At 50.0% G+C, this 22,342-nt stretch carries 10 protein-coding genes, 4 tRNA genes, 3 rRNA genes and 1 other RNA gene; 7 read left to right on the top strand and 11 right to left on the bottom strand.

What is annotated here, in order from left to right:
* Positions 1–62: 62 nt before the first annotated feature.
* Positions 63–135: transfer RNA gene (locus JMM79_04000), tRNA-Phe, on the top strand.
* 323 nt (positions 136–458) lie between these two features.
* Positions 459–1,526: a class I fructose-bisphosphate aldolase gene (locus JMM79_03995; protein ID QQY08781.1), complete on the top strand. Its 1,068-nt coding sequence runs from the start codon at positions 459–461 to the stop codon at positions 1,524–1,526.
* 111 nt (positions 1,527–1,637) lie between these two features.
* Here JMM79_03995 and rrf read toward each other — a convergent pair.
* The 8 genes from rrf to JMM79_03955 all read right to left on the bottom strand — a co-directional run bounded on the left by rrf (position 1,638) and on the right by JMM79_03955 (position 12,460).
* Positions 1,638–1,753, bottom strand: a 5S ribosomal RNA gene (gene rrf / locus JMM79_03990).
* Positions 1,754–1,804: 51 nt separating this feature from the next.
* A 23S ribosomal RNA gene (locus tag JMM79_03985) occupies positions 1,805–4,677 on the bottom strand.
* A gap of 283 nt (positions 4,678–4,960) precedes the next feature.
* Positions 4,961–5,034 (bottom strand) — tRNA-Ile (locus tag JMM79_03980).
* Positions 5,035–5,062: 28 nt separating this feature from the next.
* Positions 5,063–5,135: transfer RNA gene (locus JMM79_03975), tRNA-Ala, on the bottom strand.
* 263 nt (positions 5,136–5,398) lie between these two features.
* A 16S ribosomal RNA gene (locus tag JMM79_03970) occupies positions 5,399–6,939 on the bottom strand.
* Together the 16S, 23S and 5S rRNA genes with 2 tRNA genes alongside form the textbook arrangement of a ribosomal RNA operon.
* 1,290 nt (positions 6,940–8,229) lie before the next feature.
* Positions 8,230–9,891: a single-stranded-DNA-specific exonuclease RecJ gene (gene recJ, locus JMM79_03965; protein ID QQY08368.1), complete on the bottom strand. Its 1,662-nt coding sequence runs from the start codon at positions 9,889–9,891 to the stop codon at positions 8,230–8,232.
* Between the two features lie 557 nt (positions 9,892–10,448).
* Positions 10,449–10,522 (bottom strand) — tRNA-Pro (locus JMM79_03960).
* 324 nt (positions 10,523–10,846) lie between these two features.
* Positions 10,847–12,460 carry an NAD+ synthase gene (locus JMM79_03955; protein QQY08367.1) on the bottom strand — a complete coding sequence of 538 codons (1,614 nt, stop codon included), beginning with the start codon at positions 12,458–12,460 and terminating at the stop codon, positions 10,847–10,849.
* Between the two features lie 113 nt (positions 12,461–12,573).
* On the opposite strand from JMM79_03955, the gene speA reads away from it, so the two are divergent.
* On the top strand, positions 12,574–14,511 hold the full coding sequence (gene speA, locus JMM79_03950; protein QQY08366.1) for a biosynthetic arginine decarboxylase: 1,938 nt from the start codon (positions 12,574–12,576) through the stop codon (positions 14,509–14,511).
* A gap of 18 nt (positions 14,512–14,529) precedes the next feature.
* Here speA and JMM79_03945 read toward each other — a convergent pair whose 3' ends face one another.
* Complete coding sequence (locus JMM79_03945; protein QQY08780.1) at positions 14,530–15,357, bottom strand: uracil-DNA glycosylase; 828 nt, start codon at positions 15,355–15,357, stop codon at positions 14,530–14,532.
* Between the two features lie 392 nt (positions 15,358–15,749).
* On the opposite strand from JMM79_03945, the gene ssrA reads away from it, so the two are divergent.
* The 4 genes from ssrA (at position 15,750) to JMM79_03925 (ending at position 19,896) form a co-directional block, all read left to right on the top strand.
* Positions 15,750–16,153, top strand: a transfer-messenger RNA (tmRNA) gene (gene ssrA, locus JMM79_03940).
* A 176-nt stretch (positions 16,154–16,329) separates the two neighbouring features.
* Complete coding sequence (locus tag JMM79_03935) at positions 16,330–18,192, top strand: GreA/GreB family elongation factor (protein ID QQY08365.1); 1,863 nt, start codon at positions 16,330–16,332, stop codon at positions 18,190–18,192.
* A gap of 41 nt (positions 18,193–18,233) precedes the next feature.
* Positions 18,234–19,562 carry a phosphopyruvate hydratase gene (gene eno / locus JMM79_03930; GenBank protein ID QQY08364.1) on the top strand — a complete coding sequence of 443 codons (1,329 nt, stop codon included), beginning with the start codon at positions 18,234–18,236 and terminating at the stop codon, positions 19,560–19,562.
* 64 nt (positions 19,563–19,626) lie between these two features.
* Positions 19,627–19,896 (top strand): septum formation initiator family protein, encoded by a 270-nt coding sequence (locus JMM79_03925; GenBank protein QQY08363.1) that lies wholly within the window; start codon positions 19,627–19,629, stop codon positions 19,894–19,896.
* Between the two features lie 155 nt (positions 19,897–20,051).
* On the opposite strand, the gene JMM79_03920 is transcribed toward JMM79_03925, so the two are convergent.
* Positions 20,052–21,470 carry a phosphoglucosamine mutase gene (locus JMM79_03920; GenBank protein ID QQY08362.1) on the bottom strand — a complete coding sequence of 473 codons (1,419 nt, stop codon included), beginning with the start codon at positions 21,468–21,470 and terminating at the stop codon, positions 20,052–20,054.
* Between the two features lie 106 nt (positions 21,471–21,576).
* Entirely contained in the window at positions 21,577–22,341 is a 765-nt protein-coding gene (locus JMM79_03915) for a TIGR00159 family protein (protein QQY08361.1), read from the bottom strand.
* Position 22,342 lies beyond the last annotated feature (1 nt).

Here is a 22,342-nt window from a genome sequence, read left to right as displayed (position 1 = left end):
GCGCCCACATTTGGGTTGTTATACCTTCCTCTGCTGTTAAGGACAGCGGTTGCTCCATCTTTGGCTAGGTAGCTCAGTCGGTAGAGCAGAGGACTGAAAATCCTTGTGCCGGGGGTTCGATTCCCTCCCTAGCCACGCAAGATTCGCCTTTCAGATTATGTTGGGTTAACTCTCTGTCTGATTCTATCAGAGGCGTTTTCGGGCCACATTCTCCTGCGCCAGAATAATTTGTAAGACCGTGGCTTATGTCTTAGCCTACCTATTCCACGAGTTGTCCGAAGGGAAGTTAAGCTAGGTATCTAAGCTAGGTACTTCCTGTCACCTTTGTATCTGTGGTTTTCCTTGTGTAGACGGGGGTTCTTCTGATTAAGATATAGCCCGTCTAAGGGCACTTTAATCTGCTTACGGGCTCTATAGGTGGTGTCCGGGTAACAAATAATAAAAGAAGCGTAATTGTGATAGATCAAATTGTTCGCATCCTCGGGGAAGGGGCTGAGTGTTTACTGACTCATACTAGCCGGACCTTTGCTAAGGAAACACTCTACTTACCGGGCGCGGATTTTATAGAAAGGGTTTTCTTGCCGTCAGATCGGAATAACCGTGTGTTAGGCAATTTAAATCGGATCTATCGCCATGGTCGTCTTAGCGGGACGGGCTATCTCTCCATTTTGCCAGTAGATCAGGGTGTTGAACACTCAGCTGGGGCCAGTTTTGCTGCTAATCCCGAATATTTTGATCCGGAGAATATCGTTAGACTTGCAATTGAAGGTGGATGCAATGCTGTGGCGTCCACTTTTGGAGTTCTGGGAGCTGTCGCTAGGAGATATGCACACAAAATTCCCTTCCTGGTGAAGATCAATCATAATGAGCTGCTTACCTACCCTAATAAGCATAGAGAGATTCTTTTTGGTACTGTTAAGCAAGCTTATGAGCTAGGGGCTGCTGCCATAGGGGCAACGGTCTACTTTGGCTCAGAGGATGCTCCGCGAGAAATTGTCGAAATTTCTGAACTGTTTGCTCTAGCGCATGAACTCGGCATGGTGACCGTTTTGTGGTGTTATCTACGTAATGCCTCTTTCGTGAGGGAAGATAGAGATTTGCACCTTTCTGCTGACCTCACAGGTCAAGCCAACTACTTGGGTGCCACTATCCAGGCTGATGTCATCAAACAGAAGCTTCCTGAAAACAATGGTGGATTCCCCACTTTGGGGGGCGTGGGCCAGAGGTATGGAAAATCTGACAAGCGAGTGTATCTGGAGCTAACAAGCAAACACCCCGTAGATCTTTGTAGATATCAGGTAGCCAACTGCTTCATGGGGCGCGTAGGGCTCATCAGTAGCGGAGGCGCTTCGGGTGGTAAAAACGATCTTCCGGAGGCTATCTATACTGCAGTCGTCAATAAGAGGGCCGGAGGACAAGGGCTCATCTCTGGCAGGAAGGCATTTCAACGGCCAATGAAGGAAGGAGTAGCACTCCTCCAGGCTATCCAAGACGTTTACCTCTGTGAGGAGGTAACTGTCGCCTAGTGCTTTTAGGGCTTACTAAGTGCTTACTAATGGAGCCAAATAAAAAAAAGGAGCACGAAAAGGGTACGTAGTCGCCCGCAAGAACCTAGCGGGCTCCTACAAACAATAACCACCTGGCAACGTCCTACTCTCACACACCCTATAGATGCACTACCATCGGAGCTTGTAGCGTTTCACTTCCGTGTTCGGGATGGCAACGGGTGGGACCACTACGCCTAATCACCAGGTGGTTTTTGTATTTTCGTATCGCCTCCGCACACAGGGTCCGACTCCTAGCACTAGGAAAGTCAAACGAGTTATTAGTATTGCTGAGCTGAACATATTGCTATGCTTACACCTGCAACCTATCAACGTGGTAGTCTTCCACGACTCTTAAGGGAGAACTCATCTTGGGAAGGGCTTGGCGCTTAGATGCTTTCAGCGCTTATCCTTTCCAAACTTAGCTACCCAGCGGTGCCCCTGACGGAACAACTGGCTCACCAGAGGTTTGTCAATCCCGGTCCTCTCGTACTAGGGACTGAATCCCTCAATTCTCCTGCGCCCACAGTGGATAAGGACCGAACTGTCTCACGACGTTCTGAACCCAGCTCGCGTACCACTTTAACCGGCGAACAGCCGGACCCTTGGGACCTTCTCCAGCCCCAGGATGTGATGAGCCGACATCGAGGTGCCAAACCCTGCCGTCGATATGAGCTCTTGGGCAGGATCAGCCTGTTATCCCTAGCGTACCTTTTGTCCGTTGAGCGATGGCAATTCCACATTCGACCACCGGATCACTTGGACCTGCTTTCGCATCTGCTCGACTTGTAGGTCTCACAGTTAAGCTGGCTTATATCCATATACTCGTCGCTTGATTGACAACCAAGCTGAGCCAACCTTCGTACTCCTCCGTTACTCTTTGGGAGGAGACCGCCCCAGTCAAACTGACCAGCTGCCAGGGTCCCTCACCCGGTTAACGGGCTAAGGTTAGGTATTCCAATATTGAAGAGTGGTGTTTCACCGGCGGCTCACCGTAGCCCAAAAGCTGCGGATCATAGCCTCCCACTTACGCTAAGCATCAAAACCGAAATACCAATGACAGCGTACAGTAAAGGTGCATAGGGTCTTTCCGTCCTACTGCGGGTAGGCGGCATCTTCACCGCCATTACAACTTCGCTGAGCTCCTCGTTGAGACAGCGGTCAACTCGTTACACGATTCGTGCGGGTCGGAACTTACCCGACAAGGAATTTCGCTACCTTAGGACCGTTATAGTTACGGCCGACATTCACCGGGACTTAGGATCAAAGCTTCGCCCTTTGGGGGCTAACCTCTTACCGTAATCTTTCGGCATTGGTCACGTGTCACACCCTATACATCATCTTACGATTTAGCAGAGTGCTGTGTTTTAGTTAAACAGTCGGTTGACCCCATTCACTGCGACCCCCCCTAGGGGGGGCACCCCTTCTTCCGAAGTTACGGGGCTAGATTGCCGAGTTCCTTAACGAGGTTTCACTCACGCGCCTTGGCACACTTATGCCCACCCACCTGTGTCGGTTTGCGGTACGGACAGCTAGGGAACGCACAGCAGCTTTTCTTGGTATTTTGTTAGTGCAATCCGCTTAGGCCGAAGCCTCCACGTCCCCCCCTTTAAGGGGGACCGCCACTTTCAATCGGCGGCCACACTCTCATCATACGTCCCCACTGCGCTTTGACCAAACTGGTGTAGGAATATTAACCTGCTCTCCATCGTCTACGCCCTCCGGCCTCGACTTAGGTTCCGACTCACCCTGGGAGGACGAACCTTGCCCAGGAAACCTTGGGTTTACGGCGGCCGGGAATTCCACCCGGCTTATCGCTACTCATGTCTGCATTCTCACTTGTCAGCACTCCACCCCCAGTTACCTGAAAGCTTCTCCGTACTGACAACGCTCCCCTACCACTCCTCAGAGAGACCTCCCTGAGAAATCCAGAGCTTCGGTATCGCGCTTATCGCCAATCATTTTCGGCGCAAGATCACTCGCTGAGTCAGCTATTACGCACTGTTTAAATGATGGCTGCCTCTAAGCCAACATCCTCAGTGTCTAAGCAACCTCACTTCCTTTCCACTAAGCACGATTTAGGCACCTTAGCTGCTGATCTGGGTTGTTTCCCTCTCGACCATGAAGCTTATCCCTCATGGACTGCCTCCCGTGTTCCACCCCGCAGCATTCGGAGTTTGATTGAATTCGGTACCCTGGTATGGGCCCTAGTTCATCCAGTGCTCTACCTCTGCGGGTCAGCACACGAGGCTCTACCTCAATAGATTTCGGGGAGAACCAGCTATCACGGGGTTTGATTAGTCTTTCGCTCCTACCCACAGCTCATCCCAGGACTTTTCAACGTCCACGAGTTCGGTCTTCCACCTCGTATTACCGAGGCTTCATCCTGGCCATGGGTAGATCACCTCCGCTTCGGGTCTAGCACCTGCGGCTCAAATCGCCCATTTCAGACTCGCTTTCGCTTCGCCTACACCCCAGAGGGGCTTAAACTTGCCACAGATACTAACTCGCAGACTCATTAAGCAAAAGGCACGCCATCATCTCTTGCGAGACTTTGACACCTTGTAAGTGCACGATTTCAGGTACTCTTTCACTCCGCTCACAGCGGTACTTTTTCACCTTTCCCTCACGGTACTAGTTCACTATCGGTCGCCAGCTAGTATTTAGTCTTACGCCGTGGTCGGCGTGGCTTCATGCGAAGTTTCACGTGCATCGCATTACTCAGGAATTCCCAGAATGTCCTTCAGTTTTCGGTCACGGGCCTCTCACCCTCTACGGGGCGCTTTTCCACGCGCTTTACCTAACGTCCAAACTACTCTTTTTGGGATCCTACTACCCCGGAGAGCATAGCTATCCGGTTTGGACTGTTCCGCTTTCGCTCGCCACTACTTACGGAATCGCATTCGCTTTCTCTTCCTCCGGTTACTGAGATGTTTCACTTCACCGGGTATTGCTCAAACCACTCTATAGATTCAAGTGGCAGTTTCCCAACATGACTTGGGAAGGGTTACCCCATTCGGAAATCTACGGGTCGAAGCGTATTTGCCGCTCACCGTAGCTTATCGCAGCTTATCACGTCCTTCATAGCCTTCTGGCACCAAGGCATCCATCATGCACTCTTAATAACTTTCTCTTATGCTAAGAACCGTCTTTCTCTTTAGGTTCTTCTTTAACCTCTTCTTTCTATCTACTTTCTATAACTGAACCCTTTGCTGGCGAGTGGGGGAGGAACCCCGTATTCGCTAGCTACCATGTGATTCAGTTTGAAGTTGTTTTCTACCCTGTATGCGGATATCAAAGAACACTCCTCCCCTCGAGAATTCTCGAGGAGAAGTCACCCGAGGACTCTGAAAAGCCAGAACCAGCTTTCTTAAAAAGAACCCCTACGCTACATCGTGGCACACAAAGAGCCGACGTGGGCCTGACTGGACTTGAACCAGTGACCCTGCGCTTATCAAGCGCATGCTCTAACCGGCTGAGCTACAGGCCCAGAGGGCACATCACACCCCACACGAATGTGGAGGCAAGGGGATTTGAACCCCTGACATCCAGCTTGCAAAGCTGGCGCTCTACCAACTGAGCTATGCCCCCCGCCTATCACTCTAGCTAGCATGTGTCCAGCACGTGCTCAACACCTGCCAAGCGGAAGAGGGCAAGCCTCCTCCTCTCAGGGGGCTAAAAGCCGCCAGAAACCAGGTTCATGCAAAAACTGAAAGGTGTGTTCCCCGTTTGCTCCAGTCCCTGACTGGGACTGTTACCTCCTACCGTCCTTCCTGTGTAGGGAAGGTTCTCCAGTCCAGTAGAGGACGGTAGTCGACCTGTACTTTGGCTTTGCAAAGTAACTTGCTCCTTAGAAAGGAGGTGATCCAGCCGCAGGTTCCCCTACGGCTACCTTGTTACGACTTCATCCTAGTTACCATCCATACCTTAGGGCACTACCTCCCTTGCGGGTTGGCTCATACACTTCGGGTACAAACGACTTCCATGATGTGACGGGCGGTGTGTACAAGGCCCGGGAACGTATTCACGGCGCCGTAGCTGATACGCCATTACTAGCGATTCCGGCTTCATGTAGGCGAGTTGCAGCCTACAATCCGAACTGGGCGCACTTTTAGGGATTTCCTCCATCTCACGATCTCGGATCATTCTGTAGTGCGCATTGTAGTACGTGTGCAGCCCTGGCCGTAAGGGCCATGCTGACTTGACGTCATCCCCACCTTCCTCCCCGTTTCACAGGGCAGTCTGAGCAGAGAACTCCCCGCAAAGGGAGTAACAGCTCACAGGGGTTGCGCTCGTTGCGGGACTTAACCCAACATCTCACGACACGAGCTGACGACAGCCATGCAGCACCTGTGTAACCCCAGCATCCTCTCGGACCGTCACCGACTTTCATCGGCTATCACGTTACATGTCAAGGCCAGGTAAGGTTCTTCGCGTTGCATCGAATTAAGCCACATACTCCACCGCTTGTGCGGGCCCCCGTCAATTTCTTTGAGTTTTAGCCTTGCGGCCGTACTCCTCAGGCGGCACGTTTAACGCGTTAGCTCCGGCACAGGCAGGGTCGAATCTGCCTATACCAAACGTGCACCGTTTACTGCTAGGACTACCGGGGTATCTAATCCCGTTTGCTCCCCTAGCCTTCGTGCCTCAGCGTCAGGAATTGCCCAGAGACCCGCTTTCGCAACTGGTCTTCCTCACGATATCTACGCATTTCACTGCTACACCGTGAATTCCGGTCTCCTCTACAACCCTCTAGCATGGCAGTATCAAGTGCAGTTTCGAAGTTGAGCTCCGAGATTTCACATTTGACTAACCACACCGCCTACGCACCCTTTACGCCCAATAAATCCGAACAACGCTCGAGACCTCTGTATTACCGCGGCTGCTGGCACAGAGTTAGCCGTCTCTTCCTCTAGCGGTACTATCACTTTCTTGTTCCCGCTTGACAGGAGTTTACGAGCGCGAAGCCCTTCATCCTCCACGCGGCGTTGCTTCATCAGGGTTTCCCCCATTGTGAAAAATTCTCGACTGCTGCCACCCGTAGGTGTCTGGACCGTGTCTCAGTTCCAGTGTGGCTGATCGTCCTCTCAGACCAGCTACCCGTCATTGCCTTGGTGAGCCATTACCTCCACCAACAAGCTGATAGGCCGCGAGCTCATCGGAAAGCGCCAGGACTGGCTTTAACTTAAGGGATAAACATCCCCCAAGCTACATGCGGTATTAATTCGCCTTTCGGCGGGCTATCCCCCACTTACCGGTAGATCACTCACGTGTTACGCACCCGTACGCCACTGAGTCGGAGACTGCATTGCTGCAGACCCCCACTCCGTTCGACTTGCATGTCTTATCCACGCCGCCAGCGTTCGTTCTGAGCTAGAATCAAACTCTCCATAAAAACTTCTGCCCCACACAACCAGGGTTGCATGGATCGGCAAAAGAAATTAAGAAAAAACAAACCCTGGGAACCTCCGCCAGCTTTTTCTGGGAAAAAAGCACTTGGACTAAGCCAAATTCTTCTTCGAAGAAGGCCAAGCAAAGACTCCCCGTTCTTCTTCTTTTTTAAAGCAACGAAGAACGCACATCTCAGTTTTTGCTATGTGTCACATAAGCGATTTGAGTTTCTTACCAAGAAACCAAATTCAGACTTTCAAATATCCTCCCTCCAGGAGTCCCCTCGAGAGGGGCAACAAGTACTTGCCTGAAGGTCTGCACTGCCAAAGTGCCCGAAGCGGGCCCCTGGTGGAGGAGAAACCTACTTGGTCTTGTTTTAACCCTCCTCCCCCGTACAGAAAGATGTAGCGTTCCAGAAAATAAGGTACTAGTCAAGCGGTTTTTTTAAGCTCCCGAATTAATTCCTCATTTGTATCGCTTAATATCTTTCTGGAAAATAGAATCTCCTTCTGGAAGAAGGATCCCTGTTGCCTGGCATGCAACCAGGCTGCATAGTTCTTCATGGCTTTATGGATATAGAGAGCAGGCACACCTTACAAGCTTAGACGTGAGCATACTAGAATTTCCCTCGCAGGCATCGGAAATTGCCTGCTAGTGTTAGGAACGGCCTTTTTTCGATACTAAGTTAGTCCTGCATAACCTTTTCTGTAGTAAAACCAGGGAGACCCTGGATGGGGTTGCCATGCGCAGGTCCATGAAGTATGAGACTGCTACACAATGCCTCTTGATGTTATGTGCTGGGAACTGATATACGGTTCCCTTTCTAGCAAGGAAGGAAGGAAGGAGAGCTGGGCTAGCTGCCGGGGGATGCACATGCCTTGACACAGGTGATCCGATGATGGAAAAGGTTTACACCGGGTGTGCTTCTATCCTGCTGGGGAGTTTTCCTGCCGGAAGGGACAGGGGGAGGAATCCTTCTTGGCTAGTTTCGGATATGAATGCATCTGGCGAGTCCATCAGATACTCTGCGGGTTACTATGCTGGCTGCAATCGGATGTCCCGCAAACTTCTTTTGATACCTAGGATTGGTTTTGGTTAGGATTGCTTCCAACGGTGGATAAGGATCGAAATTACTCATCCTGTCAGCTTGGCGCTTTAATAGGACGACTTGCCCCTAGCAAGAATGGTCTGAGTGGTCCACGGAGTGCGGATTTTTCAGTGATTGCGTGTATGGCGGGGACCCACGCAAACTCGATGCAACTTTGCTTGGGAAATTTGGGAACCCAGGTGAGCTTTATAGCGATCTTTTGCTAGATCTCATATCTACAATGCGAAGTTGGAAAGAAGGGTACTTACTGAACTCATTCCGATCTAGGTGGAACGCTATGTCCCAGGGAGGACGAGGTATGCTAAATTCAACAGCATTAAAGAAGATGGCTTGTAGCTGTTGACAGCCAGCAGTGAGCTTCAGGCTTAGGTGCCTATTCCCTATCCAATATGGACTGCGGACGGGTTGTAACCGACGAAGAAGGAAAAGTGGTTGGGGATTAGAAGACCCGAATGGTTCAAGATACTCCTGCCATTCTAAGAGTGACTGAGAGAGGCTTTCTGCGCTTACTTCTGCATCCAAGTATAAGCGCGGGATAAGCATTTCCTCCGTAACAAGACTCCTCGCCACTTTCTCAAAGGAAATGCAAAAATTCTCAAAATTTGTTTCTAATACAGTCAATCCGGCTGCCATCCGATGACCTCCAAATCCCTCCAATACATTCGAGCAACGCCGCAAGGCCTCAATAAGCGGAAATCCCTCGATGCTGCGGCCACTTCCCCTTCCCATCCCTCTGCTGTTGAATTCTATGAGAAAGGTAGGACGATGGTAGCGCCTTGCAATGCGTGATGCCACAATACCTAGCACCCCACCATGCCAATTTTGATGTCCGGCGACGATGGTAGCATTACGTGTGTAATCATGATGCGCTTCTATCCAAAGCTCCACTTCCTGGGTGACAGACTTTTCTATAGTTTGTCTCTCAAAATTTTGCGCATTGAGGACCGTCGCAAGTCTAATACCTTCTCTAGGGTCGTCAGAAAGTAAAAGTGCCAAAGCTTGATGAGCGGTACCCAACCGACCAGCCGCATTGATACGTGGGCCAAGACGAAACCCAACGTCGGCGGAGCGAATTGACGCTCCGACACCGGCGGTTTGTGTAAGTGCTGCCAATCCTACCCAACGAGTAGTTCTCATTTGTTTTAAGCCCCACTTCACAAGAGTACGGTTTTCTCCTACGAGTGGAACAAGATCTGCCACCGTCGCCAGGGCGACAATGTCCAGGTAGTCTTTTAGGTTTATACCGGGAATAGTCCGGTATTTTGTAAGGGCATGTGCTAGTTTAAACGCAACCCCAGTGCTGCAGAGATAGTGAAGGTCCTTTCCGGTTTTAGGATTGACCAGTGCTACACAATCAGGACGCTTGGAATGAATTTCGTGGTGGTCAAGGATCACTACATCTACCCCTCGACGGCGGATTGCGGCAACCTCTTCCACCGAATTGGTCCCACAATCCACCGCAATGAGAAGGTCGGGACGGTGCTCCTCGAAACATCGCTTGATACCCAAAAGGGTAAGTCCATATCCCTCTTTGGAACGCTGTGGTAAAAAGCATTCCGCCCTTATCCGATAGGCTGCAAGGACGCGAGAAATGAGTGCCAGGGAAGCGACACCATCCACATCGTAGTCTCCGTACAGCACGATTTTTTCACCGTTACGCACAGCAATATCTACGCGTTCTACAGCAAGTAGCATATCCGGCAACAATTCTGGATCAGAGAGAGATCGAAGCTCGGGATAAAGGAAACTTTCCATGGAGGCAGTCTCTACGATTCCTCTCTGGGAGAGAAGAGAGACAAAACAGGCTGGTAGCCCAAGAGTACCTTGCACACCTTCAAGGGAGAGCATGTCCGCTGTCCTAGGTAAAATCCACTTTCTTTGTACCGAAAGAGACATATGCAAACCTGATAGAGGGGTAATCAGATAGAGGGACAATACTCCTCCCTATACTCACGTCATGAAATTAATACATTCTTTTTCCCCTTCGCATCATCCCACAGGATAGTAGACAAGTTCAGTAGGAAAAATAGGGCCCTACAAAAAACCAACCCGGGTTAAACTGCTACCAAAAAGCCTTTCGGCAACAATTGCCCAATTTTCAATTGCTCTAGTCTAGAAACTAAAAGGCCTGCGCCCATATCAACGTCTGAACTTGTGCGTAGCAGCTAAGTTGGGGGCTTACAAGTGAAGATTCTAAAACCTGTAAAGTGTTTTTTCCTTTCAAAAAAACACCTGCTGCTATGAGACCCTAGAAGAGGGCGGGCAAAACCCTCCATAGTTAACGGGAGAAGGTCTTTTTCAGTAGGGTAGAAGCGCAAGCGACCCTTTGCTCTCTTCTCCCAGCTAAGAGCACTTGCGGTACCCGGACATGACTTTATGACTTTATTTCTCAGCCGGCAGCGATATCGGGGTGACAGGACTTGAACCTGCGACTTCGTGGTCCCAAACCACGCGCTCTACCAAACTGAGCTACACCCCGATGCAACTGCTAATCTCCACACTGCTGATTTCTATAGGTCAGAATAACAACCTGAAAGCATCCAAATAAGAGGCGCAGAAGCCGCACCACTTTCTCCACTGCTCCAGCTTACTCCAGCCCACACGAAGCCGCCATCGATTTAGAAGGAGCAAGGAGCACAACCTCCTTAATAGGCTTATATAATAGGCTTATAATCCATAAATAACCTCATACTAGCCGGCTGCCAAGCGACACGGATAAAAAAGCTTTCTTATCAATCATCAGCAAGTCTCTAGGACACGGACCCAGCGTGGATAGAAAGACAGAGACCGCCAGCACTTGTCCCTAACATACGTAGAATTTCTGCGCAATAGGCACGCGACGACCTATGCCAAACGCCTGCCTGCTCACCCTAATGCCAGGGGCTGCCTGCTGGCGTTTATGCTCACTGGTATCCACCTTATGAACAATCCAGCGGACCGTCTCTGCATCGAACCCCTGCTGAATGATGTCCTCAAGAGCCCAATTTCTCTCTATATAAAGATGGAGGACGGAGTCCAGAATTTCGTAGGGAGGAAGGCTATCTTGATCGATCTGGTGGAAGTGTAACTCAGCACTGGCTGGTCTTTTAATAATATTGCCCGGGATAAGCATCCCGTCTCGGTTGATATATTTGGCGAGGTGATAAACGGCAGTTTTTGGAACATCGGAAAGGACGGCTAGCCCACCACACATATCTCCATATAGAGTGCAATATCCAACGGCCAATTCACTTTTATTGCCCGTGTTTAGTACGATACTGCTTGTCTTGTTAGCGAATGCCATTAGGGTAACTCCTCGGAGGCGCGCCTGGAGGTTTTCCTCTGTCACACCCGTAGGAAATCCCTCCAAGGCTGGCGTGAGTTGGTGGCATAAGGACTCAAAGGCACTAATGATGGGAACTTGTAGGCAGCAGATACCAAGATTTTGCGCCAGGTGTAAAGCATCTGCAATGCTAGCTCGGGAAGAGTAAGGACCAGGCATAGCAATACCTAGCACATTTTCTTTGCCAACAGCGGAAACTGCAATAACGGCCGTGACTGCCGAGTCAATGCCTCCGCTAAGTCCCAGCACACATCTCTGGAACCCACATTTTTCCACATAGTCGTGCACGCCTAGTACCAGAGCCCGAAAAAGATCTCTCTCTTTCCTGGGAGCCTTATCGGTAGTTTCTCTGGTGGGAACTTCCTCGATGAGCTCTAAATGCTCCTGAAATCCAGGAAGCTGCCTCCATCCCCCTGAGGGGGACACTACAAGAGAATGTCCATCAAACACCAACTGGTCATTACCACCCACTGAATTACAATAGAAGATCGGCACCCGGTGCCTGATAGCAACCTCCCGAAGCATGTAAAGCCGTTCCTCAACCTTACCAACCTGAAAGGGAGAAGCACTCAGATTCAAAATACTCTTGGCACCAGCCAATACTAGCTCTTTTACAGGATCCCTCTGATAGCCTGTAACCCAAATGTCCTCGCACACTGTTACACCTACTAGTTGGTCCGGAAATTGAACGGGGCGGATCTCTTTTGAAGGTTCAAAATAACGAGCTTCATCGAAGACATCGTATGTGGGCAACAGTGACTTATGTACCACCTGAAGTGGACGACCAGGAGTTAGGATAGCTGCTGCGTTATGAAATGGCTTTCCGAAAATTCCTCTGTGGTAATCCACATATCCTACTATTAGTGCCGCGCCGTCGATCTGAGGCTGTAGGCGTCTCAAGGCCTCGATGTTGGCCTGGACAAACCCTCGCCTAAAAAGGAGATCTAACGGAGGATAGCCACAAAGGGCTAGTTCAGGGGTAAGGACAACTTCTGCACCTCGATTACTTAACACTCGGTAGGCGGACAGAATTTTATCCGCATTTCCAGGAAAGTCCCCTATTGTAGTGTTAAGCTGGGCGATACCAATTTTCAATCGCCCGAAACTGCACGGGGGAAGGGTTCTTAAGCAAGATAGAAATCACTTGGCACCACAGAAACTTAAAGTCAGACTGCAGACGCAGCATATCCCGCACGGTGGGCATCCCCATGATGAGTAAGTTCGATATCCATGGCGCAATTACTCTTTACAATATGGACTGTTGGGGAGATGGGTACTTTACTATTAACCCTTCCGGGAACATTACAGTGCTCCCCACGCGCAATCCGTCCTGTCAAATCGACTTGTACGAGTTAGTTAACGAGGCCCGCCGTCGCGGGCTTTCCCTGCCGCTAGTGATCCGTTTTCAGGATCTTCTGCGAGATCGCGTAGAAACTATCCAACGCTCCTTTACGTCGGCTATTGCGGAAGCTGGATACCGTAATACCTATCGAGGAGTTTTCCCCATTAAAGTTAATCAACTTCGAGAAGTGGTTGAAGAAATTTTGGATGCCGGGGCCCCCTTCCATATCGGACTAGAGGCAGGTAGTAAATCTGAGCTCATGGCTGCCTTGGCTGTTCATACGGATCCAGAAAGCCTTGTTATCTGCAACGGTTATAAGGACAGGGAGTTCATCCGTACTGCTCTCTTGGGAAGAAAGTTGGGCAAACGGGTGATCATTGTTGTCGAAAAACTGGAGGAACTCTATCAAGTGCTTCAACTTTCCGAGGAAATGAGTGTCGAACCATATATTGGCATGCGCGTAAGACTCCACTCTAAAGGGGCAGGCAAATGGGCTACTAGTGGTGGCACAAATGCAAAGTTTGGTCTTTCTACTGCTGATTTGGTGGCGGCTTGTGACGCTTTAAATAGTGTAGGGCGATCCGACACTTTCAAATTGCTCCACTTCCACGTGGGATCCCAGGTGCCAGATATTGGCACTATTAAACGAGCAATACGTGAGGCTGCTCGATTCTACTCCAAGCTACAAAAAATGGGGTACGACCTCGCCTATTTGGATGTAGGAGGGGGCTTAGGTGTAGACTATGATGGCTCTAAGACCACCTTTAATAGCTCTACCAACTACACCCTCAACGAGTATACCCGAGACATTGTACACAACATCATGGAAGTATGTGACTCGGAAGGAGTGGAGCATCCTATCATTGTAAGCGAAAGTGGACGAGCTACTGTAGCACATCACTCGGTCTTGATTGTGGAAGCCTTTGGCTCTATAGAGAAAAATGCTCGAAGTTCCGTTAGAAGGGCCGCTGCTGAAGATCCCAAGCTGGTGGAGGAAATTTTGGAAATACGTGACAATCTCCCCCAGAAGAACCGCCTGGAGAGCCTTCACAATGCCCAGCAAATTCGCGAACGGGCGCAAGCCATGTTCGATCTTGGACTGTTAGAGTTGCGCCCAAAGGCAAAAATTGAGACCGTCTATTGGGAGATAGCCTCCGCTATCGTGGAGGCGTTCCACGGCATACGCTACGTCCCGGAGGAGGTTAAGGAGATAGAGAATATTCTCGGAGATCAGTTTATTTGTAATTTCTCCGTTTTCCAGTCTTTACTTGACCACTGGGCCCTCGGGCAACTGTTTCCTGTACTTCCAATTCACCGCTTAAATGAGCTCCCTGAGAGGAATGGTACGCTTGTAGACATCACCTGCGACTCGGACGGAAGGGTGGACAAATTTATTGATCTTCAAGACGTAAAGGAAACCCTCTCTATGCATCGCTTTCGCCCCGGCGAACCTTACTTTCTCGGCTTCTTCCTCGTAGGAGCGTACCAAGATATTATGGGGGGGTTACACAACCTTTTTGGGAGGGTGAATGAAATTCACGTCTTTATGGATGAGGATGAAGAAAGAGGCTATTACATTGAGGAAATCTTGCCCGGCAGTACTGTAGGTCAGGTACTGTTCCTCACTCAATGGGATGTCAATGAACTAATACGACGCATGAAGACTCAAACCGATGCAGCAATCAAAGGCGATAAACTGAAACCAAACGAAGGAATGCGTTTACTTAACGAATACGAAAAGGGCTTTTCCTCCTATACCTACTTAAAGTTCGAAAACGGCATGCTTCCATCAGCTGGCATGTGATGCAGAAACGGGCACCTTCTATTTCTGCATGGGGTCCGGGAAATAGCTTTTTTGCTTCTCGGAAATAGGCCGTCCCAATTTTTCTAACACAAGAAGCATGTCTTTCCACACTTTGCGTTTTTCCTGGAGGGATTGGTTCCTCAGCAAGTAAGAAGGATGGTAGGTAACCAGGACAGGTATATTGGCGTATTCCATCCATCGCCCGCGTAGTTCCTTCATTGGCCGTTGTTGACCGAGAATTCCCTCCGCGGCTGTATTCCCCAGCGCGACGAGAACGCGAGGACGGACGAGGGCAATCTGCTCGTGAAGCCAGGGAAAACAGGCGGCTACCTCTTCGGATTTGGGTTTTCGGTTTCCTGCGCGACCAGCGGGCGTATCGGGGCGACACTTCAAAATATTCGTCAGGTAGACTTCATCCCGACTGAGACCCATGGTCTCTATGATACGGGTGAGCAAACGACCGGCCCGACCCACGAAGGGTTCTCCTTGTTTATCTTCATCTGCTCCTGGAGCCTCCCCAATGAACATTAATTCTGCCTGCGGATTACCTACCCCAAAAACGACTTGTGTGCGACTAGCTGCTAGATGAGGACACCGTACGCAAGAAAGCGCTTCCCTGCAAAGTGATCTCAGTGTCCACTTTCCATCCTGGGGTTGTGGGGGGGAGAAAAGGTGAGTCTCTTCAATGAGAGACTTTTTCGGAAGAAGTGAGAGGGCAGTAGTAGGATGGGACTTTCTTCTCGTACGACCAATGGATCGTAGCCTTTCTAGAACATTGATGGAGGCACAAGGGCCTCTCCCCCCGGCCCTCTGGATTGAGAGGAGAACACTACGCAAGAAACTCAAGGCTTGATCAAAGTCCACTTTGGATAGAAAAGCCCCCACGGCAGGTGAGTACAAATCCCCAGCAGGAACGGTGGCATCTCTATGCCCAGTTAGCAAGTCTGCCACGAAGCTCCACTGAACCCCCACCTGCCAGGCTGGGCGAAGTGCCGTCAGAAAAATAATCTAGGAACACAGAACACAGCCGCCCCGCAGAAATCTGGTCGCGCAGTCCGGCATCACTTTAATGCAGAGTGGACAACTCACAATTGCTATTATGCTGCCCTGCCCTACATGCATGACTTTCCTTTTAACGTAAAAGGAGGTTGATTGTCTATACCCCTCCATACCTGGAAAATAATTTTTGGGCTTGCTTAGGCATAAAAATGATGATACCTTGCTCCCCTTCCTTTGAAGGGGGCGAAATGGTTTCGACTGGAGGTTGAAGCTGTGCCTGCATGCCGAGGATGGGCTCGTTGGCCTCGTAAAAAATCGGGTCAGTTAAGAAGATAACTGCTAACTACAGGAATCAACCAGCTGTGGCCGCGGAAGGCTCTGCGGTCGCGCTGCTCGGCTAGTTTAAGGCCGTAGCGTCTTTCTCTTGAGACCTGCTATAGAGAAGGGCGACGATAAGCAGGTTAGCCGGCCGTGGGATGTGTCCTCTGCGGAGTGGCGAGTTAGTGCGGGCACTAGAGAGGTGAAGCAGAAGGTGTTGCGGTCTTTCCAGCCTTGCCTCTGACAGTAGAGGGCCGCATAAGCATGTAGACGGTGAGGCAGATGGCCTTTCAGGACACGGGTTCGATTCCCGTCGCCTCCAGAAGTAAGTAAGCGGGCCTGTGGTGTCTCCTGGTCTCTGACCTGGGTAGAGGCTGGCTATGTTCTTAGCTCTAGCCCTAGATGTGTGGTGTGGTAAATAAACAGGAGAGTGGGAGGGAGGAGTCTACCTGGAATCCCTCCTCTTGTCGTTATGGTGGCAAGAGGGGCGGGAGAGAGAGTATGACCTTGACATCGGAATTACAGCAAGCGATTGAGGCGGGAAGTTTTAGCCCTGCCGTTGCAGAGTCCTTGAAATCTTTGACCCCTGGTGTGTACTGCTTTCACAAGAGCTGGGGAACTGGAAAAATCGCGGCATGGCGACTGGCTACAGGCCAGATCGTGGTCGATTTTGAAAGCAGAGAAGGGCACTCTATGCAAGTGCGGTATGCCACGCAGACTCTACAGCCGCTTTGTCCCGGCGATTTGCGAGTGCGCGTTTTTCGAGACGCGGTGGCTGTGCGTCTAGAGGCAGAGTCTCTTCCTGTCGAGTTTATTCGAGGTTTTCTGCTGGACCATGGAGGGAAGGCTACACTTAGCCGTCTCTCCCACGCTCTTATCCCAAAAGTGTTTGATGCTGCCAGCTTCAAAAGATGGTGGGGTGCCCTTAGAAAGAAACTTAAATCAAACAGGCACTTCCACTTTCCCTCCAGGGGAACAGAGTCTATCGAGTTTTTCCACCAGATACTACTCCCCCCCCACGAGGACCTCCTTGCCAAGTTCCAAGCAGCACGGCATCTCAAAGATCACATTGCAACCGCCGACCAGATTCTAAAATCACTTGAAGATTTTTCTCAAGAGAAAGGAGAACCGCTAAGAAGAGTAGTCCTGCAGATTGGGGAGATAGCTGCCAAGTGCCGCAAATTCCGGTCTGCGCAGGCTCTGGAGTTGCTGCTTGCGCGAGAGGCAATTTGTTCTCGGTATAAGGAGTTGCAGCTTGAAGCGTCCCCCATCACCATAGCAGATATTCTTCGAGCAGAAGAGACCCGGTTGCCAATCATTTTTTCTGCCCTTCCTTCTGTTAAGCAACATCGGGTTCTTGATATCCTTCCAGAAGTATTCGGCGAGGGCTGGAAAAAGAAGGTGCTCAGTTTAATTCAAGGAGTCAGCTGGCGTGCAGTAGCTAGCATTGCACGTCTTTTTGAGCATAGGGGTGCACTTCATGAGTTCCAAAGGGCCATATCCACTTCCATAATGGACCGTTCTGTCTCCCAAGAAATCCTTTACTGGATCTGCAGAAAACGAGGAGGCTATTTTCTTCAGCACCTCTTTAATGCAAATCTTCTTGTCGATGTGTTGGTCATCCTGGAACGCAATCGACTTGATGATGGAAGACGTTCCAGGCTTCATGATCTCCTTCTGGAAGACAGGGCGCTGTTCCAAGATCTGCTCTCCGATGCAAATCGGCAGACCGTTCGCGATATCGTGCGTCGTCTGCTTCTCAGTCCTGCTTTTGATGACATGAATCGTCGTTCCCTACTAGCTCGCATCATCAAGATCCATCCTGAGATGCAAAACATGATGGCTTGTGAAAGGGCGGGAACTCCCCAGGAAGCATTTACTGTTTCCTGGATTAGCCTCGAGCGACGCAAGGCAGAGTATGACGACTTGGTCAGTCGACAGATTACACAGAGCGTGAAGGATATTTCTACTGCTCGATCTCACGGCGACCTCCGAGAAAATCTTGAGTTTAAGTCTGCTAGGGAACAGCATGCCGCTTTGGTTAGAAGAAAAACTGAATTAGAGCTTATGCTTGCTAATGCACGTGGAACAAACTTCGAATCTCCTGATCTCTCCCAAGTCTCCATTGGCACTGCGGTTAACCTAACAGAGGTTCTCTCCGGTCACACTGAGACATACAGCATTTTGGGGGCATGGGACGGCCTACCATCTAAGAATATCATTTCCTACCAAGCAGCTATGGGGCGTGTTCTCCTTGGCAAGCATGTAGGGGACCTTGTCGAGCTACGGAGTGGCGATGGGCAACTTCAGAAATGGCGTATCGATGCCATCTACCCATTTGAAAATTTTGAACTACTTTTTTGAACATTCAGAAGCACTAGCTATGCATTAAGAATTGTCCTTTTATGGTTGCGACTCAAATTTCTGCACTAACAGCACGGGAAATTATGGATTCTAGGGGGCATCCCACAGTAGAAGTAGACGTCAGCTTGGCAGGCGGTGCTATAGGACGTGCTGCAGTACCAAGCGGTATTAGCATTGGTGAGTATGAGGCTCTAGAGCTGAGGGATGGGGAGAAAAAACGCCATCTCGGTAGGGGGGTACAAAAAGCGGTTCAGAATGTAACAGGTCTTCTCGCGCCTGAGGTCATTGGGATGGATGCACTGGATCAGGTAAAAGTAGACAAACACATGATCGCCATGGACGGGACACCCAACAAAGAAAAAATCGGTGCTAACGCAATCCTTGGAGTCTCCCTCGCTACAGCGAAGGCTGCGGCCTCTCAGCTTGGTGTGCCTCTATACAGGTACCTTGGTGGTTCTAATGCAAAAGTGCTTCCTCTCCCAATGATGAATGTTCTCAATGGCGGAGCACATTCAGATGCGCCAATCGATTTCCAAGAATTTATGATTGTACCTAAGGGGGTCGGTAGCTTCTCGGAAGCCGTTCGCGTAGGGGCTGAGGTTTTCCATGCCTTGAAATCTGAACTTAAGTCCAGAGGACTGTCCACGGCTGTTGGCGATGAGGGCGGCTTTGCCCCCAATCTTTCCTCGGTTGAGGAGGTCATGGACACTATAGGCAGATCAGTGAGGAAGGCAGGTTATAGCTTTGGGGGGGATATCTACATTGCCCTAGATGTGGCTTCCAGCGAATTCTATGACGCCCAGTCTGGGCAGTATATTTTCAGGAGGTCTGATAATTCCAAACGTTCTGCCAAGGAGATGGTCTCCTACTATCAAACACTTTGTGCGGACTATCCGGTCTGCTCTATTGAAGATGGTTGTGCAGAAAACGACTGGGAAGGCTGGCAATTCTTAACCGAAACGCTCGGGGACAAAATCCAACTAGTCGGAGACGACCTATTTGTAACAAATATGCAATTTCTCCGTAAAGGTATCCGACAGAGGGTCGCCAATGCCATCCTAATCAAGGTTAATCAAATTGGTTCCCTCACCGAAACTTTCGATGTAATTGAGATGGCTCGCAGGAGCAAGTACGTCCCGATTATCAGCCATCGTTCCGGAGAGACCGAGGACACCACTATAGCAGATATTGCCGTGGCGACAGGTGCTGGCCAAATCAAAGCAGGGTCTCTCTCTAGGACGGATCGAGTGGCAAAATACAACCAGCTTCTTCGTATTGAAGAAGAGTTAGGAGAAAGCGCCGCTATGGCACCTTGGTGTCATTCGCATATCCAAAACACGAGAAGTGATCCTCACACGATGCCAACGTAGAGCAAACCGCTGGCATGTAATTAACCAATTTCTTACCTTTGCTGTTGTTTTAGGAGGGGTTACGATGCTAGGTCTTCTCTTTGTCCCTATCCTGGATAGGACGATGGAGCTTAAGGGGGTCCTAAGAAGGAAGGAGCAGGAATTGCAGGTTGCTCTCCTCTTGAAAAAAAGGCGAGAACGGGAGGTCCGCCTCCTACGGTCAGATCCAGCTTACCTAGAAATGATCGCGCGCGACAAGCTCGACCTAATGAGGTCGGGTGAGATTATTTTCCGCCGGCTTGATAGAGGACCGAAGAATACAACAAGAGAGGTATTTTCTGCCAGAGACCCTTGATTTGCTGCCAGAGACCCCTGGTTTATCGGTTCGCATTCCGCATGGCTAATCGGCTTTTGCACGCATTATTCCGATGAGGTTTGTTGCCCTCGGATTCAATCCTGCCTGGCCTTCTTCACAATCCTAAATTGTGTTCGAGAAACGAAGAATCTGACTTATCTGTCTCGTATCCCGATAGCAGCGCGAAGGGCATCGGTAATACACTTTGCCATTTCTGTAATCTGGCACTCGTCTTGTCCCTCGATAAGCAGCCGTATTTTCGATTCCGTTCCAGAGTAGCGTAGGAGGACTCTGCCTTGCCCTTTGAGGATTCTCCTGGCGCGCTGCACGAGGCCTTGCACGCGGGAAAGAGATTCGATAGGGGGCTTCTTTCGCACAACAAGATTTCTCTGCACTTGGGGATATTTTACCAAGCAACGCTTAAGCTCACTGAGCGGCTTTCCAGATTCAATCATAATGCGTAGAACCTGGAGGGCACTTATAATTCCGTCACCAGTAGTAGTATAATCTCTAAAAATCAAATGTCCGCTCTGTTCTCCCCCGATGTTGAGCCCACCACGTAGCATCTCTTCAATCAGATAGCGATCTCCTATATCAGTTCGGATAACGTGCCCCCCCCATCGAGTAATGGCCTCATCAAGACCAATGTTACTCATAGCCGTGGTCACGAGAGTATTCTTTGAGAGAAGATGCTTACGCAAGGAGTCAAGTGCCACAATTGCCATAATTTCATCACCATCCAGTAGATCTCCTTTTTCGTCGCAAAAAAGAACACGGTCGGCATCCCCATCATGGGCAATGCCCACTTGTGCTCTGCTTTGCAGAACGAATTTTTGGATAGCCCTCGGAAAGGTACTACCGCTGTTTTGGTTGATATTTATGCCATTAGGGGAATTATGTAATACACACAGGTCCGCACCTAGCTCTCGGAGAATGTTAGGAGAAGACCTATAAGCAGCCCCGTTGGCGCAATCAATAGCGATGCGTAGACCTCCAAGAGTGTAGCCACGTGGAAAACTCTGCTTGGCGTGTTCTACGTAGCGGGTTAAGGCATCTTCAATGCAAGTTGCACGGCCAATTTTGGCAGCGGTGGGATAGGTGACGGAACTAGTTCCAAGAAAGACGAGTCTTTCGATGGACGCTTCCACGGCATTAGGAAGCTTGTAACCATCGTAGCAAAAGAATTTAATGCCGTTATCCTCATAGGAATTGTGTGAGGCACTCAAGATCACGCCAGCGTCAGCATGCAGAGAGCGCGTAATGTAGGCGATCCCAGGAGTAGGTAGTGGACCGGTGAGCAGGACATCTACACCAAGGGAAGTGATACCGGCAACCATAGCGCCTTCTAGCATGTAGCCAGAAAGACGCGTATCCCTGCCCAGTACTATAGTGCGTCTCTCTCTCGAGGGATTAGGATTTCCACTTCCTCCCGCTCCAAAGACATAAGCTGTAGCACGACCGAGTCTGAGAGCGGTTTCTGCCGTAATTGGCTCAATGTTGGCAGTCCCTCGAATGCCATCAGTCCCAAAAAGTCTTTTACTCACAGTAGATGCACTACTGAACGATGCACCCATCCAGAAGGAAATTGGGGTTTCACTACATTCTTCCGTACAAGGTACCAGATCGCACTTGCAAGAATTAGACAAAGCAATTTTGCCCACCAGTTTGAGATGAGACCCCTCATGTCTCCGTAAGTAACAGGAGATGGCTTAACTGCCGTTGGAATTCCTCGGCACCTAGGTTGCGTCTGATAACCCCGTTGTGACAGATAGAAATATGCCCAGTTTCCTCAGAGACGACAATTGCCACACTATCCGTAGATTCCGTCAGTCCTAAGGCCGCACGATGTCGCAACCCGAGGTTGCGATCAAGATCCTCACGCTGGGTCAGGGGAAGAATACACGCGGCAGCAATAATATGATCTTCATGCAAGATCACGGCTCCATCATGAAGAACTGTTTTAGGATGAAACATAGTGAGGATAAGCTCCTTAGAGTAATCACAGTTGATAGCAACACCAGTTTCAATGATAGGGCGCAGGCTAATCTTTCTCTCAATAACGAGAAGGGCCCCAAAGCCCCTGTTTGAAAGCTCAATGATAGTACCTACTAACTCTCCGAGAGTTTCATGCTTCTCAAAGGTTGTCAAAAGAAAGTGGTTACTACCGAGTTCCGTAATGGCACGCCTGAGCTCCGGTTGAAAAATGACGACCAGTGCCAATGCAAGAAATCCGGAAAGGCTGCGCAACAGCCACTCAATAACCGTGAGATTAAAAAACCGTGAAAGTAGGGTAAGTGCTATAAAAACCAGGACTAACCGAATTAATATCCGCCCCCCTTGCGTTCCGCGCAGATAGAGACAGATGTAATGGAAGACAATAGTCAAGATGCCGATTTCTATCGTTGCAGTCCAATACTGCCCAAGAAGGCTGAGCGCGCTATGCATC

Source organism: Candidatus Xiphinematobacter sp. (genome assembly GCA_016766635.1).
Lineage (GTDB): Bacteria > Verrucomicrobiota > Verrucomicrobiia > Chthoniobacterales > Xiphinematobacteraceae > Xiphinematobacter.
Note: the sequence above shows the minus strand (reverse complement) of the source record. Positions and strands in the feature narration are given on the sequence as shown.

What these genes read in the sequence shown, in the direction of transcription:
- recJ (QQY08368.1), bottom strand. Translation starts at nt 9,891, where the DNA reads ATGCTCTCCCTTGAAGGTGTGCAAGGTACTCTTGGGCTACCAGCCTGT.
- speA (QQY08366.1), top strand. Translation starts at nt 12,574, where the DNA reads ATGATGAGTAAGTTCGATATCCATGGCGCAATTACTCTTTACAATATG.
- JMM79_03935 (QQY08365.1), top strand. Translation starts at nt 16,330, where the DNA reads ATGACCTTGACATCGGAATTACAGCAAGCGATTGAGGCGGGAAGTTTT.
- eno (QQY08364.1), top strand. Translation starts at nt 18,234, where the DNA reads ATGGTTGCGACTCAAATTTCTGCACTAACAGCACGGGAAATTATGGAT.
- JMM79_03925 (QQY08363.1), top strand. Translation starts at nt 19,627, where the DNA reads ATGCTAGGTCTTCTCTTTGTCCCTATCCTGGATAGGACGATGGAGCTT.
- JMM79_03920 (QQY08362.1), bottom strand. Translation starts at nt 21,470, where the DNA reads ATGGGTGCATCGTTCAGTAGTGCATCTACTGTGAGTAAAAGACTTTTT.
- JMM79_03915 (QQY08361.1), bottom strand. Translation starts at nt 22,341, where the DNA reads ATGCATAGCGCGCTCAGCCTTCTTGGGCAGTATTGGACTGCAACGATA.